We start from the raw sequence: 16,684 nt of genomic DNA on the forward strand, positions 1-16,684 counted from the left end.
TAACGAATTTGCTTGGCGACCATAGCATTATGGACCCACCTGATCCCATGCCGAACTCAGCAGTGAAACGTAATAGCGCCGATGGTAGTGTGGGGCTTCCCCATGTGAGAGTAGGACATCGCCAGGCACCCAATTTAGATTACCGCAGTGACCCTGCGGTGGTTTGAGTGGAGCGGTAGTTCAGTTGGTTAGAATACCGGCCTGTCACGCCGGGGGTCGCGGGTTCGAGTCCCGTCCGCTCCGCCACTTATTCAGACAGAGTTAAGTCTTTAAAACAACTACAGGGGTGTAGCTCCAATTGGCAGAGCAGCGGATTCCAAATCCGCGTGTTGGGAGTTCGAATCTCTCCACCCCTGCCACTTTTAAAAGCCTCGACAGAAATGTCGGGGCTTTTTTGCATCAGCTATTTCTGTAGATCCAACTGGCAGAGCAGCGGATTCCCTTATACCAAGACAGCGCGTGTTGGGAGATGGAGCGCCAGCCCGGTCAAATCTCCGGAGTGCCGGCCCAGTCCCTCCAGCCAATTTTGAAAGCATCGACAGAAATGTCGGAGCTTTTTTACGTTTATTTATTAATACTTCTCTCAATTTACCTCACTGTTTTGTAAGCGCTTCTGTTACCTGTTTGGGGACTATTTACGGTGAACTGACAAAAAATCACTGCGAAAATGGCGTGCGAGATGGTATCTTGTGCACTTTCTGTTTGAGCAAGACTGGAGCAAACATGCCACATCTTCGTTTTCGTGCTGTTGAATTTGATGATGTAAAAGCACTTTCCACTAAGCTGGTTGATGACCTGCAGCCATTGATGGCTTGTCCTCGTGAAGATTTTACTCTTGAGCATATCTCAACCACGTTTATCTTTGATGGCGATGTATCGGATGCTTACCCATTTGTTGAAGTGCTGTGGTTTGATCGCGGGCAGGAAGTGCAAGATCAGGTAGCACAAGTGATCACCGAGGCGATCCGTACTCAGGCGCACTCGGCGGATCTGGATGTTGCGGTGATCTTCAATGCACTGACGCCGACCGCCTACTATGACAACGGTAGCCATTATTAATACCGTTACAAATAAATAATAAAAGCGGCACAGCGCCGCTTTGTTCTTCTTTGCTGTTTTATATTGGGTAGGTTTGATGGCGAGATACACCAAAGTTATTACCGGGCTTGGAGCCGTTGCAGGCGCACTAGGGATAAGTGCACTCAATTGGTCTTTTGATGTTTCGGAAGTACCTGAGGTGAGTGAAAATGTATTGGCGCCTCGATTCTCGTATAGCTGTATCAAGAGCGATTTGGCTCAACCGTTAGACCAAGGCGGGGAATTTTCTGTTTCGGTCTGGAATATTTACAAGCAGCAAAAGGATAATTGGCGCCAAGAGCTGGAAAGGATTAGCCAAGACAGTAGCTTGGTGCTGTTACAAGAAGCAAGTTTGACCGAGGAGCTTAAGCACTACCTGGACGATACATCGTGGAAGGTAAGAATGGCTAACGCTTTTAAGTTTCTCAATACACCAGCCGGTGTGATGAATTTGTCATCGGTGAATGCCAAAACAACCTGTGCTTATTTGGCTATGGAGCCCTGGTTGCGTCTACCGAAATCCGCACTGCTTTCTGAATTTTTGTTATCTAACGGCCAAACACTGGCGGTTGTTAACCTTCATGGCGTGAATTTTGCGCTCGGCCTTGAAGAGTACAAAGAGCAATTTAACACGTTGAAATCCGTGTTGAGCAAGCATATTGGGCCAATTATCTTGGCGGGTGATTTCAATACTTGGCGTCAGGCCAGATTGGATGTCGTCGATGAATTTGCCAATAGTTTAGGGCTGGTAGATACCCGCATTAGAAGGGATCGCCGAATTAAGGTGTTTGGCCAACCTCTCGATCACCTCTATTATCGCGATTTGACGTTAGTAAGCGCAGAAGCGCCAGAGACGGACGCTTCCGATCATAACCCAATCATTGCCAGCTTTGCGCTTCAATAAAAAAACGCCCTCACTTCAAAGCTGAGGGCGTTTTGTGTTATACGCTTACCTTAGTCACATCGACATACAGCTTGAGCTTTTGCCCCGGCTGCAGGTATTTCTGTCCGTTGATTTGGTTCCATTTCACTACATCAGAGACTTTAACCTGGTAGCGCTGGGCAATTGAGCTAAGGTTATCGCCAGAGCGAACCTGGTAGAACACCGTTCTGATCACCCCGCCAGAGGCACTGTCTTTCCATAGTGTTAGCTTCTGCCCAACACGCAGTGTTGAGTTCTTGCTGATGCCGTTCCACTTGGTGATGTCATCGATAGAGACTTTCTGGCTGCGGGCAATGGTCCATAGGTTGTCGCCTGACTGGACACTATAGGTTGTACGGTAGCCGCTGCCGTGACTGCGTTGGGTGTTGTTTGCCAAGCGCGTAGCCGTTGTATCACTGTCTTTCATTGCGACAGGGATCAAGATGTGGCGGCCAACACGGATATTGGCATCCGTCATGTTGTTCGCGCGCTGGATCTGCTTGGTTGTAGTCTGGTGTTTCTGGGCTAATACGCTAAGGGTATCGCCAGACTTCACCTTATAGCGCACTACCTTCATGCCTTGCTTGCCATTGTTGGCAAACTCAACATTGAAACGATCGACTTTGTTGATCGGCAGCAGTAGGTGGCTTGGGCCATCAGGTGCCGTCGCCCAATGGTTGTAGCCTGGGTTAAGACTTTGAAGGTCTTCAAGCTTCATACCGGCATAGTTTGCCGCCATCGCAAGATCCATCTGGGTGTTTGGCTTAACCAGTTTGACTGCCGGTTTGTTGGCAATGGCTGGGATATCCATGCCGTACTTTTGCTGGTTTTTGATCACGTCAGCAACAGCCAGTAGTTTTGGCACATAACCGCTGGTTTCTTTTGGAAGATCCAACGACCAGAAGTCAGTCGGCTTACCGGCTGCACGGTTATTTCGGATTGCGCGGAAAACACGTCCTTCACCGGTATTGTAAGCAGCTAGGGCATGTAGCCAGTTGCCATCAAACTTGCGGTTTAGGTACTCCAGCAAATCCAGTGCGGCGCGAGTAGATTCAACGACATCGCGACGACCGTCGTACCACCAGTTTTGCTCCAAGCCAAAGCTGCGCCCTGTTGGCGGTGTAATTTGCCATAAGCCTGCAGCACGACCGTGGGAGTAGGCAAATTGGTCAAATGAGCTTTCTACGATAGGTAGGAAAGCTAGCTCAAGTGGCAGATCACGCTTTTCTATCTCCTCCGTAATAAAGAAGAGGAACGGCTCTGCACGCTTGGCAACCGTGTTTAGGTGGGCAGGGTGGCGCAGGTACCAGTTACGGTAGTAGTTAACTTGTTTGTTATCTGGAATATCGGCAGTTAGCTGCATGCTAATGCGTTCCCAGACATCATCTTGTTCTTGCGGTGTGGGTGCTTTTACCTGCTCAACAACCAAAGGGGCCTTCTCTGGCGCCGGTGTTGGGGCTTGGGTAACTTGTGCCGCAGGTTCTTTTTCGTTTGTTGTGTTTGTCGGTTCTTCGACTGTGTTTTTAGTATTTGTGATTTGGCAACCAGCCAGTAATAGCGCACTCGCCAAAAAATATCGGGATTTCATGTGTCCAGCCTATAACCAAAATAGTTGGAGATAATACTTGTCCAACTACCTTGGTTACAAGTGACCTATGTCAAAATTCGTCTTTCCAGCGGCGCAGTGCAGCGAAGGTTTCAACGTCACTTTCGTCAACTGCTTTATTCGTAACTGATTTTTTGATACTTGGTTGATCACAGCGTAGGAAAGGATTTATCAATTTTTCTTGTTTCAAAGTGCTAGGAATGGTGCTGATCCCTTGTGCACGCAATCTGCTGACTTCTTCCCGGTAGCGTTGCAGGTGTGGATTATCTTGTTCGGCGACGAGTGCAAAGGCGAGGTTGCTGCTGGTATATTCGTGGGCGCAATAGACTTCGGTCTCATCTGGCAGAGCGCTGATTTTTTGGAGTGATTGGTACATTTGAGCTGCTGTACCTTCAAACAAGCGGCCGCAACCGGCAGAGAACAGGGTATCACCACAAAAGAGCTTGCCGTCACCCACGTAGGCGACGTGGCCAGCTGTGTGTCCCGGCACCCCTAAGACCATGAAGCGTTCACCAAAAATTTCGACTTGATCGCCGTCGTCTACTGACTGGGAGACGCCTGGGATTGGTTCGGCACCTGGCGCGACAATATGGATATTCGGGTATTTGCGCTTCAGTTCGCTGATCCCACCGATATGATCATGATGGTGGTGGGTAATAAGAATGGCATCGAGTTGTAGTTCTTGTTCTTCTAATACCTTGATGACAGGGGCTGCATCGCCCGGATCGACGACCACGCAGTGGTTTTCTGGACTGTGAATTAGCCAGATGTAATTGTCATTAAATGCAGGTATGCTTTTAACTGTTAGCATGAACTTGTCTCCAGCCTATGATGTTGAGCACTTAAACGGAATTGCTATGAAGCCAGCCCGTACATTAAAACCTATTGATCCACCCCACAGTTGGTCGCAAGTGACTAACGGCGAATGGGCAGCAGAGCTGCTTCAGGCTCAGCTTGATGAGTGGTGGCCAAAGCTGTTTGGTTACCATATGTTAAAGCTGGGTGGTTTAAGTTGTGAATTAGCCAGTGGCCATTGTAACATCCAGCACCAAATTTGCATTGATAAGTTCAATCCACTGCATAATGTGATTGCCGACCCTTTCGCATTACCGTTTGTTGAAAAGTCTTTTGATGCATGTGTCATCGCCCACCAACTCGAATATTGCTCCGATCCACACCGTTTACTGCGTGAGGTTGACCGGGTCACCGTCGACGACGGTTACATGCTGATTAGCGGCTATAACCCGGTGAGCATATTGGGGATGCGAGGCATGTTGCCGTGGAATAGGAAGCGCTATCCGTGGAAAGGGCGAATGTTTATGCCGATGCGGGTAAAAGATTGGCTTAGCGTTCTGAACTACGAGGTGGTGTTTCACGAAAACTTCGCGGTATTGCCCGCAACTAAGCATCAGGCATGCTCTGCTTGGGTGGAGGGGATGCTGTCTGATAGCTGTGCTTCCATCGGCAGCATGTACCTGATTGTGGCCCGCAAGCGTACTTTCCCGCTAAAGCCAATCAAGCCGACATGGAAGCTGCGGCGTCAATTGGCTCCGTTGGGTGTAAACTGCCGTACGAATGCGAGTAGGAAGTGCCAGTAGGAAACGTCGCTGCTGAACCCGATCAGATCAGCTAGCCTGGTAGCCTTCATCCTCTTTGGCTGGCGACTCCGCTGCGGTACGCGCCAGATCATCACAACGTTCATTCTCAGGGTGGCCTGCATGGCCTTTCACCCAGTGCCAATTGACGTTGTGGCGTTGGGTTTCCGTATCAAGCCGCTGCCATAAATCGGCATTTTTAACCGGCTTCTTGTCGGCTGTTTTCCATCCGCGTTTTTTCCAGTTATGGATCCATTGGGTGATCCCTTGGCGCACATATTGGCTGTCGGTGGTGAGATCGACATGGCATGGTTCTTTGAGGCTCGCCAAGCCCACAATGGCAGCCAGCAGCTCCATCCGGTTGTTGGTTGTCATGAAAAAGCCTTCGCTTAGCTCTTTTTCATGCTGCTTGTAGCGCAAAACGGCACCGTAACCGCCGGGACCTGGGTTGCCGAGACAAGAACCGTCAGTGAAAATTTCTACCTGCTTGGTCATATTTGGTAGTATTAGCATTAGTTGAAAACTTAAGTCTGACACAATCGCTACTATGAAAGCCACTAATGAACGCATTATCGTATTCGATACCGAAACAACCGGTATGAATATGACCGGGCCACACTACGAAGGCCACTGTATTATCGAGATCGGTGCGGTTGAAATCATCAACCGTAAGCTCACGGGTAATAGCTTCCACGTTTACATCAAGCCTGATCGACTGATTGATGCCGAGGCGGTGGACGTTCACGGTATTACCGATGAGTTTTTGCTTGATAAGCCGACTTACAAAGATGTGCATGATGAGTTCATGGAGTTTATCCGCGGCGCAGAGCTGGTCGCTCACAACGCGCCCTTCGATATCGGCTTCATGGACTATGAATTTGGCAAGCTCGATGCCTCTATCGGAAAGACCGAAGACTTTTGTAAAGTTACCGATACCCTCGAGATGGCTAAGCGGTTATTCCCCGGCAAAAGGAATAACCTTGATGTGCTTTGTTCCCGTTACGGTATAGATAACTCACACCGTACCCTCCACGGGGCATTGCTCGATGCCGAGATCCTGGCCGATGTCTACTTGATGATGACCGGTGGTCAAACATCATTAGCCTTGAGCTCGGGGAGCGAAGACAGTGATGCGGGTGCAGAAAATGAGATCCGCCGCCTAGCTTCAGGACGAAAAGCATTAAAGATTATCCGTGCTTCTGCCGATGAAATAAAAGCGCACGAATCGCGTTTGGACATTATCGAGAAGAAGGGCGACGTCATGTGGCGTCTTTAGGAGAATTATGAGGCGATTATGGTTGTTACTGCTATTGCTACCGGTGTTGTCGTGGGCTAACGGCAATGCTGTGATGACATGGCTTGATAATCGCTTCCGGGTCGATCCTACGGTTGATCAAGTGTCGTTTATGGTCAAGCGGGAGGCGGGCAGCAGTTCCGTGGTGCTGGTTCGCCCCGATGGCCATAAATACTATTCTTGGCGGCATCCCGAGAATGTGGCTTGGTATGAGGAGACCGGGATGGATATTATTTCCATTGAGAATCCAATGCCGGGCCCATGGCAGGCTGTTGGTAAGGTGACCCCCAAGAACCAAGTGGAAGTCTTGTCTGATCTAAAATTGGACATCGACCAGCTGCCGGCGCGTTTGTACCAATCGGAAACCCTTAAGTTTACCGCCCGCCTAACCCAGAATGACCAATTACTGACTAACCGAGACTTCCTCGACCGGGTCAAGCTTTCCGTGGTGTTTTACGAATATATCGAGAATCCGGACAGTTTATCTGAAGGGGCCTTGCCCACGCCGATCCCGCTCGGTGAATTTGCCGATGACGGGCTGGGGTTTGATGAAGAAGCCGGGGACGGAATTTTTACGGTTGCTCTGCAGGTTGATATCCAACCGGGTAAATACCGGGTGGAAATCAGCTCGGGCAATGGGGTTTTCTTAAGAACGGTAGAGCAAGAAGTACTGGTGTACCCGCCGCCATTGAAGGCGAGTTTTATTCAAGGCCGAGGCAACAGTGAATCGCACCAAGTTGTGGTGGAAACTGAAGAGGGGGCCTTAAAGCTCGGCTCCCTGGCTGCGCATATCGAGCAAATGAGCTTTGATGGCGAAAGGAGTATTCGCCAGCAAGCGGCGATGGGTGAAGAAGACGAGTTAAAAGTTTGGTTGCCTAACGGTGAGGAGCCAGGGCGCTATACTTGGTCGGGCTGGCTGTATGCCACAGATAACTTTAACGCCCGCGAGCTGATTTTTAAGCTGCCTGAGCGCCACTTTGCCGTGATGGCAGAGCTGCAGTTGGATCAAAACCTGGAAGCTTTCCGTGAACAACAAGAAGCCAAAGCCAAATTGGCTGAAATTCAACAGCAGGAAGCTGAACGCAAGGCTACCAGGGCTAAGGCCATGAAAATTATTATTGGCGCAAATGTGCTGATAATCCTACTTTCGGTGATTGGCATTATCTTGTGGCGAAAATGGAAAGTGAAGAAGCAGTTGGACGCGGCTGCAATTGAGGTGCCTAATGCTTGATGTATACATCACCACGGCAAGGCTTGGTTAATACGTAAAAAAGAGGGAAGCATGTGCTTCCCTCTTTTGGTTGTGGTGGAATGAGCGGCCGTTAGGCAGCGATATCTTTTTGGGTCGGCTGATAAGGCTTGGCGGCAAGGTCTTGCGGATCAAAGTCGTCGACGTTGATGGTGCGCAGGCGGCCTTGCTCGGCCCGGCGAAGCAGTTCAGCTTCATCTTCGTTGATGGCATTGAGCGCTAGCCCGGTTTCTGCAACCTTATCCAGCTGCATGAAAGGCATCTTCTTACCGGCAGCCTGGCAAACACGGTCATAGATGGGTTCTGCTGCCAGAATATCTTTCAGCGTCATTTCAATCATACCTACGGCATTGTTCTCCGTTGCTTCCAAGTATTGGTTGCGGCCAAGTCGGCTTCGGGTTTCACACGGCGTCTGGACGATGCGCGCGACACGGTGGTCCAGCTTGTCTGATGGACGAACGCGGCTTAGGCCCAGCGGGAATACCAAAGTACGCATTAGTGCCGCTACTGGGCGGTTCGGGAAGTTACGCAAGAACTCGTCCAGTGCTTCTTGGGTCTGGTATAGGGCATCTTGCAGCCCCCAATGAACCAGGGGAAGATCATCTTGCCTGCTACCTTCATCGGTATAGCGCTTCAGTGTGGCCGAAGCGAGGTAAAGTTGGCTAAGCACATCCCCAAGTCGAGCAGACAGGCGCTCTTTTCGCTTGAGCGAGCCGCCAAGTACGGCCATCGATATATCGGCCAACAGGGCTAAGTTGGCGCTGTAGCGATTGAGTTGCTGGTAATAACGCAGGGTCGGATCCTTGCGAGGAGCGGATGAGCCTCGTCCATCGGTAAGGCCAAGCCAGAATGAGCGGACCATATTACTGATCACAAAGCCAACGTGGCCAAATACCGCATTGTCGAAATCAGCTAATGCTTTTTCAGCATCGTCATCATAGGCGGCATTCATTTCCTCCAGCACATAAGGGTGGCAGCGGATGGCCCCTTGGCCGAAGATGATCATCGAGCGGGTTAGGATGTTGGCACCTTCTACGGTGACGGCAATCGGCGCGCCTTGGTAGCCACGGGCAAGGAAATTGCTTGGCCCCATGCAAATGCCCTTACCGCCAGCGATGTCCATAGCATCGATAACGCTTTTCTGGCCGCGGTGGGTACAGTGGTACTTCACGATTGCCGATATCACGGAAGGCTTCTCGCCCAAATCAATGCCAGCCACGGTGAAGCTGCTGGCGGCATCCATTACGTAAGCATTACCCGCAATACGCGCCAATGGCTCTTCGATGCCTTCCATGCGGCCAATGGGTAGCTTGAACTGGCGGCGAATGCGGGCATAGGCGCCAGTGGCCAGCGCCGCGGACTTCAGGCCGCCGGTTGAATTGGATGGTAAGGTGATACCGCGCCCGACCGACAAGCACTCAACCAGCATACGCCAGCCTTGGCCAGCCATTTCCTGGCCGCCAATAATGAAGTCGATTGGAACGAAGACCTTGTCACCCTGTGTTGGGCCGTTTTGGAATGGGACATTCAATGGGAAATGGCGACGACCGATGTTGACACCGTCGATATCGGTTGGGATCAACGCACAGGTGATCCCCAGCTCTTCTTCGTCACCAAGCAGGTGGTCGGGATCGAATAACTTGAAGGCTAGCCCCAATACGGTCGCGACCGGCGCAAGGGTGATATAGCGCTTATTCCAAGTTAGCTCCATCCCCAGCACTTCTTCGCCCTGCCATAGCCCCTTCTTCACGATACCAAAGTCGGGAATAGAGCCGGCATCAGAGCCCGCTTCTGGGCTAGTCAGTGCAAAGCAAGGGATCTCTTGGCCTGCGGCTAGGCGAGGCAGATAATGATTTTTCTGATCTTCGGTGCCGTAATGCTGAAGCAGCTCACCTGGACCCAAAGAGTTTGGTACCCCGACTGTGGAGGAAAGCACAGCTGACACCCCAGTCAGTTTTTGCAGCACAAGCGATTGGGCATAAGCTGAAAACTCAAGGCCGCCATATTCTTTTTTGATGATCATGGCAAAAAACTTGTTGTCTTTGAGGTATTGCCATACGTCAGGCGGGAGATCCGCAAGCTCGTGGGTGACCTGAAAATCATTCACCATACGGCTGACTTCTTCAACCGGCCCTTCAAGGAATGCCTTTTCTTCGGCACTCAAACGCGGGGCGGAAATATCATGGAGCTTGTTCCAGTCCGGCGCACCGCGGAACAGATCGGCTTCCCACCACACAGTACCGGCACCAATCGCTTCTTTTTCGGTACGCGACATTTCAGGCATGACACCTTTGAAAGCCTTTAGCGCAGGACGACTGAGCAAGGTTTGGCGCAGCGATTTCACGTTTAGCGGGATTGCGAACAGCAAGAAAACCAGCCAGCTGAACTGGCCAGTAATATCAATAATGGTGCCGAGGGTTAGCAAGGCTGCAATGGCAATGGTAAAAGTTCGAAGGTTAGCGCGATGGTAAGCGAGCACACCAGTAATACCAATCAGCCCTAGCAGGTACACAAGGGTAACCATGTTCTATCTCCTTATATGGGCGTAGCGTTTTTATTATTTGGGTACATTTTATGCAAGGTAAGAGGTCTTACCACTTGTAACAAGTGTAATTTGATTTTTAATGAAATGTAAAATAATTTTCTGTTCTGAAAGTGAGAGGTTACGTAAAGATGTCTTGGCAGCCCTTGTAAAATAAGGGCTTGATCAAGATCAGTGAGTTGAAAAAAACACCTTGCGAAAAATGGTCATACAATTAACATGGCTTTTCCATTTGCCTTGCCTATAGGTTGACAATGACGTTGGCTTGCGGGGTAGATGAAGGATGGAACGTGTCTGAGTGTCTTTCTATGTTGTTGATACTCTAGACTTTATCGTTGCCTTTCCCGAACTCCGACTGACACCAGCCCTGCCCGCCGGACTCCTATCTCGGGACGACAGCTTATATTTTTCTCATTTTTTTATTTCCTTGTTAGGAAGCGCCTTTATTGGCGATTTTTGCTATTGGATTTAAGGGGTCTGCTGTGTTGTTGTTTCAAGCCTTAAAACAAGCCTGGCATGAAGGTTACTCTTTTCAGTCATTACGTTCAGATATGGTCGCCGGGATCACCGTTGGGGTTGTGGCCATACCGTTGGGGATGGCATTAGCAATTGCGGTTGGGGTGCCCCCCCAGCATGGGCTCTACACGGTGATTGTTGCGGGGCTGTTGGCGGCCTTGCTTGGCGGCTCGCGGTTTAATATTTCGGGACCAACGGCCGCTTTCGTGGTGATCTTATTGCCTATCACCCAACAGTACGGTTTGTCTGGTTTGATGCTGGCAACCATGATGTCGGGCGTGATCCTCTTCATTATGGGGATCTTTCGCCTGGGTCAATTGGTCGCTTATGTCCCCGCGCCGGTGACGACTGGGTTTACCGCCGGGATCGGTTTGACTATCGCGTTTTTGCAGTTCAAAGATTTGCTGGGCCTGACGGTGATAACCAACCCCATCCACTTTCCCGAAAAGGTGATGGCTTACGCCAGCGCTATGCCAACGCTCAACCTCTCTGATGCCTTGGTGGGAGTGGCGACGATTGTGGTATTTATCGGCTGGGCAAAACTTAAAACCAAGTTGCCTCCCCATGTGGTGGCATTGGTCGCGGGTACTGGCCTTGCATTAGTGTTAAACCAGTTGGGTGGGGCGCAAGTCGGCTTGCTTGGGGAAAAATTTCATTACCAAATCGGTGATATAGTCGGCAACGGGATCCCCCAGGTTCTGCCGCAATTCATACTGCCTTGGCAAGATGCCAATGTTAGCTGGGGCCTGGTGGTCGAGCTGCTGCCGGCAGCGTTCACGATTGCCATGCTAGGATGTATAGAGTCTCTGCTATGTGCGGTCGTCGCCGACGGTATGACGGGCACCAAGCATAATTCAAACGGCGAGCTGGTTGGCCAAGGCCTGGCAAACATTGTGGTGCCGTTTTTTGGTGGTATTCCGGCCACGGCAGCCATAGCCCGTACAGCCACCAACATTCGGGCGGGGGCATTCTCCCCGGTTTCTGCGATAGTCCATGCTTTGTTTGTGTTGGCGGCCATGATTGCACTGGCACCGGCATTATCATATATACCGATGAGTGCATTGGCGGGCTTGCTGATTATGGTGGCTTGGAATATGTCGGAAGCGCCGCATTTTGTTCGCACCTTAAAGGTCGCGCCACGGCGTGATGTTGCAGTCTTGCTGACATGTTTCACCCTTACTGTGGTGTTTGACATGGTGATTGCAGTGGTCGTCGGCTTGTTGTTAGCGGGCCTGTTGTTTATTCAACGAATTGCTTCCTTAACGACCGTCGATAAGGTGGAAGGCGGGCATCCCCACCAAAATTTTGGTGACGATGTGATGGTGTATGATTTTAACGGCCCGTTATTTTTTGCCGCGAGTGAAAAAGCATTGGGGGTTATCGATCACACTGCACCGGGCACACGTGCGGTGGTGATGGATTTCAGCGGGGTCAGTACAATTGATATTACAGCAATACATGCATTTGAAAGCGCGCTAGAGCGGGTAAAGCAGTATCCGGTCTATCTGCTCGGCGTCGCCGGACACATTGAAACCAAATTGCATAATGCTGGGGTGCTGGCTGCCGATAATGTCCAGTTATCGGTTTCAAGTGAGTTATTACGTGAGCAATTGATGATAAAGGGTCACAATGTTCGCCCACAGGAGTCGACACCTCCAAGCGTTTCTTTGTACACTGCAAGTTAAGGCGTAAAAACGTAATAACATTTTTAGAATTAGAGTAGAGCCTATGTACCAAGATATGATCCGTGCGGAGCTCAGTGAAGCCGCTGAAGTACTAAACCGCTTTTTGAGCGATGATAAACACCTTGCCGATATTGAAGCTGCAGCCAAGTTGTTGGCCGAGTCGTTCAAGCAAGGCGGAAAGGTACTATCTTGTGGTAACGGTGGCTCGCATTGTGACGCGATGCACTTTGCCGAAGAGTTGACCGGCCGCTACCGTGAGAACCGTCCTGGTTACCCTGGTATTGCGATTTCGGATCCGAGTCATCTTTCTTGTGTAAGCAACGACTTTGGTTACGACCATGTTTTTTCACGTTACCTCGAAGCGGTGGGTGCTGAAGGGGATGTGTTGTTTGGTCTCTCGACATCGGGCAACTCTGGGAATATTCTGAAAGCGATAGAGGCTGCCAAGGCGAAGGGCATGAAGGTGATAGCCCTGACGGGTAAAGACGGCGGTAAGATGGCCGGCCTTGCGGATGTGGAAATCCGTGTCCCGCACTTTGGCTATGCCGACCGTATCCAAGAAGTGCATATCAAGATTATTCATATCTTGATCATGCTAGTTGAAAAAGAAATGGCGAAGTAACCACTTACCGTGGCGATGTCGCAATGTAAAAGAGCATAAAGGATTATGTGTGAACTACTTGGCATGAGTGCAAATGTGCCAACCGATATTTGTTTTAGTTTCACTGGCCTGATGCAGCGGGGCGGAAATACTGGCCCGCACCGTGATGGCTGGGGGATCACCTTTTATGAAGGCAAGGGGTTTAGGACGTTCAAGGATCCCAACCCTAGCTGTCGCTCGCGTATCGCGGAATTGGTACAGGAATACCCGATCAAAAGCTGTGCAGTCATCAGCCATATTCGTCAGGCCAACCGTGGCGGGGTTAGCTTGGAAAATACCCACCCGTTTACACGTGAGTTGTGGGGGCGCTATTGGACATTTGCCCATAATGGTCAATTAACAGGCTATGAATCACTCGATACCGGGCGTTTAAAGCCTGTGGGTGATACCGATAGTGAGATTGCTTTTTGTTGGTTGCTCAACCAGCTGGAGGCGCAGTTCCCTGAGCCGCCAACTGATTGGGAAGCGGTGTTCAGTTTTGTTGCTCAGAGTTGTGATAGGTTAAAGCAGCTTGGGGTATATAATATGTTGTTGAGTGATGGTGAGTACGTGCTAACCTACTGTACCAATAACCTTCACTGGATCACCCGGCGGGCACCTTTTGGTCAGGCTTCCTTGATCGATGAGGATGTCACGATAGACTTTCAGAAAGAAACAACACCTAACGATGTGGTGACGGTCATTGCGACTCAACCGCTTACCAACGACGAAAGTTGGCATAAAATGCCAGAAGGTGAGTTTTGTGTCTTCCACTATGGTGAGTTGACCTACTCACGGTAACTTACCTAGATTGGCATCAATAAAAAAACGCGACGATAAGTCGCGTTTTTTATATCTTTATTCCGTACCATCTAGTCGTCAGCGGCATAGCCATGGGCTGGAAGCGGTTTGCCGTCAAAAAAGGCGGTTTCACCATCCATGTGAGCACGTTGTTGCAAACACCAATTGGCTACCAGTGGGTAGATACGGTGTTCTTGCTCTTGTACTCGTCCCATCACTTCTTCCGCGGTATCTTCAGCAAAGATTGGCACCTTGGCTTGCAAGATAACTGGGCCGCCATCGAGCTCTTCGGTAACAAAGTGTACGCTGGTACCGTGTTCACTGTCGCCAGCATCAATGGCGCGCTGGTGGGTATTGAGCCCGGTGTACTTCGGTAGCAGGGATGGGTGAATATTGATCATTCGCCCTTGGTAATGACGAACAAACTCGCCGCTCAGGATTCGCATAAAACCAGCGAGGATAACAAGATCCGGTTGGTACTCATCAATGCGCTTTGCCATAGCCTGATCGAAGTCGGCACGGTCAGAGTAGTCACTGGCTGCTAGGTGCAAGGCATCGATACCGGCCTGCTTAGCACGTTCAAGGCCGAAGGCATCCGCCTTGTTAGAAAGAACAGCGGTAACTTTCGCATTTTCAATGATGCCTGATTCACAGGCATCAATGATAGCTTGCAAGTTAGAGCCGTTACCTGAAATTAGAACGACGATACTTTTCATCAGCCTACAGGATCTCCACCTGCTCCTCACCAGCTTCGGCATTGGCAATGCTACCTAGTAGCCAAGCTTTTTCACCTTCAGCGTTAAGGATGTTGATGGCTTGTTCAGCTTGCTCTTGCGGTAGGGCAATCACAAGGCCAACACCACAGTTGAAGGTACGGTACATTTCATAGGTATCAACGTTACCTGCTGTTTGCAGCCAGTTGAACACTGCTGGCCACTCCCAGCTCTTGCCATCAACAACGGCTTTCGCACCTTCAGGCAATACGCGCGGGATATTTTCCCAGAAACCGCCACCCGTAATGTGTGAAATAGCGTGTACGTCGCACGTTTCCATCATTTTCAGGGTTGATTTCACGTAAATCTTGGTTGGTTCTAACAAGTGGTCTGCCAACGGCTTGCCTTCAAGCTCTTGGTTCAGATCGGCGTTAGACACTTCTAGGATTTTACGGATCAGTGAGAAGCCATTAGAGTGAGGACCGCTCGAGCCAACGGCAATCAGTGCGTCACCCGCTTTCACCTTGCTGCCATCAATGATGTCAGCTTTTTCTACAACGCCTACGCAGAAGCCTGCAACGTCGTAGTCTTCACCGTGGTACATGCCCGGCATTTCTGCGGTTTCACCACCAATCAATGCACAACCAGACTGGATACAGCCTTCACCGATGCCAGCGACAACGTCTGCTGCGGTGTCGACATCAAGCTTGCCTGTTGCATAGTAGTCAAGGAAGAACAGTGGTTCGCCACCTTGAACAATCAAATCGTTTACACACATGGCAACCAAATCGATACCGATGGTATCGTGTTTTTTCAGGTCCATTGCCAAACGAAGTTTTGTGCCCACGCCGTCTGTACCAGAAACTAATACCGGCTCTTTATACTTGGTTGGCAGGGAGCATAGTGCACCGAAGCCACCGATACCACCCATCACTTCTGGGCGGTGGGTGCGTTTAACAACCCCTTTGATACGATCAACTAATGCATTACCTGCATCGATATCAACACCAGCATCTTTGTAACTAAGAGAAGAGTTATTGTCGCTCACAGGAGATCCCTCAACGTATTAAAGTAAAAAAGCGGGGGTATGATAACAGCAGTCAGGGCGGAAAGGAAAACGTTTGCGTCAATAAATGTTGCTGGCCGTTTCCTGAGCAAACGATATCGCAAGCACTATCCGGCTTTAAATGGTCTAGTGTATAATAATGCGATTTTTTTAAATTTTGCTAGCCTAGGAGTCAGAGATGAAAGTCGTTGAGGTTAAACACCCGCTTGTACAACATAAGATTGGTCTTATGCGTGAAGGTGATATCAGTACTAAGCGTTTTCGCGAACTAGCGACAGAAGTTGGTAGCTTGCTAACGTACGAAGCGACTTCAGACTTCGAAACAGAAAAAGTTACCATTGACGGCTGGAATGGTCCAGTTGAAATTGATCAGATCAAGGGTAAAAAAGTCACAGTTGTGCCAATTTTGCGAGCTGGTCTAGGTATGATGGATGGCGTACTTGAGCACATGCCAAGTGCCCGCATTAGTGTTGTGGGTATCTACCGCGACGAAGAAACACTAGAGCCTGTTCCATACTTCAACAAGCTTGCATCTAACATTGATGAGCGTATTGCACTGGTTGTAGACCCAATGCTGGCAACGGGCGGCTCAATGATTGCGACGCTTGATCTTCTAAAAGAGCAAGGTTGTAAGTACTTTAAGGTACTTGTACTTGTTGCGGCGCCTGAAGGTATTGAAGCGCTAGAAAAAGCTCACCCGGATGTTGAGCTTTACACAGCTGCGATTGATGAAAAACTGAATGACAAAGGCTACATCGTTCCTGGTTTGGGCGATGCGGGTGATAAGATCTTCGGTACTAAATAACAATTTAACGTTATTTAAGTTGATGAAAGCGGGCCAAATTGGCCCGTTTTTTTGTTTGCCCAGCAAAGCTGGCAAACCCGTCAGGTTGAAAGAAACCTGAATCGCCCCGACTAAGGGGAAGATAATCCGAATGGCAAGGGCGTTATTGGCCAACGGTAGGGTCTGAAGGAAGC

15 protein-coding genes, 2 tRNA genes and 1 rRNA gene are annotated in these 16,684 nt (G+C 49.9%); 12 read left to right on the top strand and 6 right to left on the bottom strand.

Annotation, left to right across the window (positions count from 1 at the left end; translation table 11 throughout):
- The first annotated feature begins 11 nt into the window (after window positions 1–11).
- From rrf to C9I98_RS26005, 5 genes are all read left to right on the top strand, one after another.
- Window positions 12–127, top strand: a 5S ribosomal RNA gene (gene rrf / locus C9I98_RS25985).
- A 42-nt stretch (window positions 128–169) separates the two neighbouring features.
- Window positions 170–246, top strand: a tRNA-Asp gene (locus C9I98_RS25990).
- A gap of 36 nt (window positions 247–282) precedes the next feature.
- A tRNA-Trp gene (locus C9I98_RS25995) sits at window positions 283–359 on the top strand.
- 364 nt (window positions 360–723) lie between these two features.
- Window positions 724–1,059, top strand: coding sequence for a DUF1904 domain-containing protein (locus C9I98_RS26000; protein ID WP_036828519.1), 336 nt, complete (start codon window positions 724–726; stop codon window positions 1,057–1,059).
- A 76-nt stretch (window positions 1,060–1,135) separates the two neighbouring features.
- Window positions 1,136–1,981 (top strand): endonuclease/exonuclease/phosphatase family protein, encoded by an 846-nt coding sequence (locus tag C9I98_RS26005; protein WP_036828520.1) that lies wholly within the window; start codon window positions 1,136–1,138, stop codon window positions 1,979–1,981.
- Window positions 1,982–2,018: 37 nt separating this feature from the next.
- Here C9I98_RS26005 and C9I98_RS26010 read toward each other — a convergent pair whose 3' ends face one another.
- Both C9I98_RS26010 and gloB read right to left on the bottom strand, forming a co-directional pair.
- Window positions 2,019–3,587: a LysM peptidoglycan-binding domain-containing protein gene (locus C9I98_RS26010; RefSeq protein ID WP_036828521.1), complete on the bottom strand. Its 1,569-nt coding sequence runs from the start codon at window positions 3,585–3,587 to the stop codon at window positions 2,019–2,021.
- A gap of 70 nt (window positions 3,588–3,657) precedes the next feature.
- On the bottom strand, window positions 3,658–4,416 hold the full coding sequence (gene gloB, locus C9I98_RS26015; protein ID WP_036828523.1) for a hydroxyacylglutathione hydrolase: 759 nt from the start codon (window positions 4,414–4,416) through the stop codon (window positions 3,658–3,660).
- A 46-nt stretch (window positions 4,417–4,462) separates the two neighbouring features.
- On the opposite strand from gloB, the gene C9I98_RS26020 reads away from it, so the two are divergent.
- Window positions 4,463–5,203, top strand: coding sequence for a methyltransferase domain-containing protein (locus C9I98_RS26020; protein WP_173424707.1), 741 nt, complete (start codon window positions 4,463–4,465; stop codon window positions 5,201–5,203).
- A 27-nt stretch (window positions 5,204–5,230) separates the two neighbouring features.
- On the opposite strand, the gene rnhA is transcribed toward C9I98_RS26020, so the two are convergent.
- On the bottom strand, window positions 5,231–5,695 hold the full coding sequence (rnhA, locus tag C9I98_RS26025; RefSeq protein WP_036828531.1) for a ribonuclease HI: 465 nt from the start codon (window positions 5,693–5,695) through the stop codon (window positions 5,231–5,233).
- A gap of 52 nt (window positions 5,696–5,747) precedes the next feature.
- Between rnhA and dnaQ the strand changes: the two genes are divergently transcribed.
- Together dnaQ and C9I98_RS26035 are read left to right on the top strand one after the other, a co-directional pair.
- Window positions 5,748–6,476 carry a DNA polymerase III subunit epsilon gene (gene dnaQ, locus C9I98_RS26030; protein WP_036828527.1) on the top strand — a complete coding sequence of 243 codons (729 nt, stop codon included), beginning with the start codon at window positions 5,748–5,750 and terminating at the stop codon, window positions 6,474–6,476.
- Window positions 6,477–6,483: 7 nt separating this feature from the next.
- Window positions 6,484–7,725 carry a TIGR03503 family protein gene (locus C9I98_RS26035; protein ID WP_036828529.1) on the top strand — a complete coding sequence of 414 codons (1,242 nt, stop codon included), beginning with the start codon at window positions 6,484–6,486 and terminating at the stop codon, window positions 7,723–7,725.
- Window positions 7,726–7,816: 91 nt separating this feature from the next.
- Here C9I98_RS26035 and fadE read toward each other — a convergent pair whose 3' ends face one another.
- The gene (fadE, locus tag C9I98_RS26040; RefSeq protein WP_107272666.1) at window positions 7,817–10,267 is read right to left on the bottom strand and encodes an acyl-CoA dehydrogenase FadE; all 2,451 of its coding nucleotides are present in this window, start codon (window positions 10,265–10,267) and stop codon (window positions 7,817–7,819) included.
- Window positions 10,268–10,767: 500 nt separating this feature from the next.
- Here fadE and dauA point away from each other — a divergent pair, with 500 nt between their 5' ends.
- From dauA to C9I98_RS26055, 3 genes are read left to right on the top strand one after another with little or no spacing between them, the layout of a single operon-like run.
- Entirely contained in the window at window positions 10,768–12,486 is a 1,719-nt protein-coding gene (gene dauA, locus C9I98_RS26045; RefSeq protein WP_107272668.1) for a C4-dicarboxylic acid transporter DauA, read from the top strand.
- 43 nt (window positions 12,487–12,529) lie between these two features.
- Entirely contained in the window at window positions 12,530–13,108 is a 579-nt protein-coding gene (gene lpcA / locus C9I98_RS26050; RefSeq protein ID WP_036822001.1) for a D-sedoheptulose 7-phosphate isomerase, read from the top strand.
- 45 nt (window positions 13,109–13,153) lie between these two features.
- Window positions 13,154–13,927, top strand: a complete 774-nt coding sequence (locus C9I98_RS26055) for a class II glutamine amidotransferase (RefSeq protein ID WP_036822003.1) — start codon at window positions 13,154–13,156, stop codon at window positions 13,925–13,927.
- Window positions 13,928–13,998: 71 nt separating this feature from the next.
- On the opposite strand, the gene purN is transcribed toward C9I98_RS26055, so the two are convergent.
- Window positions 13,999–14,643 (bottom strand): phosphoribosylglycinamide formyltransferase, encoded by a 645-nt coding sequence (purN, locus tag C9I98_RS26060; protein ID WP_036822006.1) that lies wholly within the window; start codon window positions 14,641–14,643, stop codon window positions 13,999–14,001.
- 4 nt (window positions 14,644–14,647) lie between these two features.
- Window positions 14,648–15,688 carry a phosphoribosylformylglycinamidine cyclo-ligase gene (purM, locus tag C9I98_RS26065; RefSeq protein ID WP_036822009.1) on the bottom strand — a complete coding sequence of 347 codons (1,041 nt, stop codon included), beginning with the start codon at window positions 15,686–15,688 and terminating at the stop codon, window positions 14,648–14,650.
- A 196-nt stretch (window positions 15,689–15,884) separates the two neighbouring features.
- On the opposite strand from purM, the gene upp reads away from it, so the two are divergent.
- Window positions 15,885–16,511: a uracil phosphoribosyltransferase gene (gene upp / locus C9I98_RS26070; protein WP_107272667.1), complete on the top strand. Its 627-nt coding sequence runs from the start codon at window positions 15,885–15,887 to the stop codon at window positions 16,509–16,511.
- The last annotated feature ends 173 nt before the right edge of the window (window positions 16,512–16,684 follow it).

The sequence above is a fragment of the Photobacterium sanctipauli genome, assembly GCF_003026495.1.
Taxonomy (GTDB): Bacteria; Pseudomonadota; Gammaproteobacteria; order Enterobacterales; family Vibrionaceae; genus Photobacterium; species Photobacterium sanctipauli.

Coding starts and splice junctions, on each gene's coding strand:
- C9I98_RS26000 (WP_036828519.1), top strand. CDS start 724: ATGCCACATCTTCGTTTTCGTGCTGTTGAATTTGATGATGTAAAAGCA.
- C9I98_RS26005 (WP_036828520.1), top strand. CDS start 1,136: ATGGCGAGATACACCAAAGTTATTACCGGGCTTGGAGCCGTTGCAGGC.
- C9I98_RS26010 (WP_036828521.1), bottom strand. CDS start 3,587: ATGAAATCCCGATATTTTTTGGCGAGTGCGCTATTACTGGCTGGTTGC.
- gloB (WP_036828523.1), bottom strand. CDS start 4,416: ATGCTAACAGTTAAAAGCATACCTGCATTTAATGACAATTACATCTGG.
- C9I98_RS26020 (WP_173424707.1), top strand. CDS start 4,463: ATGAAGCCAGCCCGTACATTAAAACCTATTGATCCACCCCACAGTTGG.
- rnhA (WP_036828531.1), bottom strand. CDS start 5,695: ATGACCAAGCAGGTAGAAATTTTCACTGACGGTTCTTGTCTCGGCAAC.
- dnaQ (WP_036828527.1), top strand. CDS start 5,748: ATGAAAGCCACTAATGAACGCATTATCGTATTCGATACCGAAACAACC.
- C9I98_RS26035 (WP_036828529.1), top strand. CDS start 6,484: ATGAGGCGATTATGGTTGTTACTGCTATTGCTACCGGTGTTGTCGTGG.
- fadE (WP_107272666.1), bottom strand. CDS start 10,267: ATGGTTACCCTTGTGTACCTGCTAGGGCTGATTGGTATTACTGGTGTG.
- lpcA (WP_036822001.1), top strand. CDS start 12,530: ATGTACCAAGATATGATCCGTGCGGAGCTCAGTGAAGCCGCTGAAGTA.
- C9I98_RS26055 (WP_036822003.1), top strand. CDS start 13,154: ATGTGTGAACTACTTGGCATGAGTGCAAATGTGCCAACCGATATTTGT.
- purN (WP_036822006.1), bottom strand. CDS start 14,643: ATGAAAAGTATCGTCGTTCTAATTTCAGGTAACGGCTCTAACTTGCAA.
- upp (WP_107272667.1), top strand. CDS start 15,885: ATGAAAGTCGTTGAGGTTAAACACCCGCTTGTACAACATAAGATTGGT.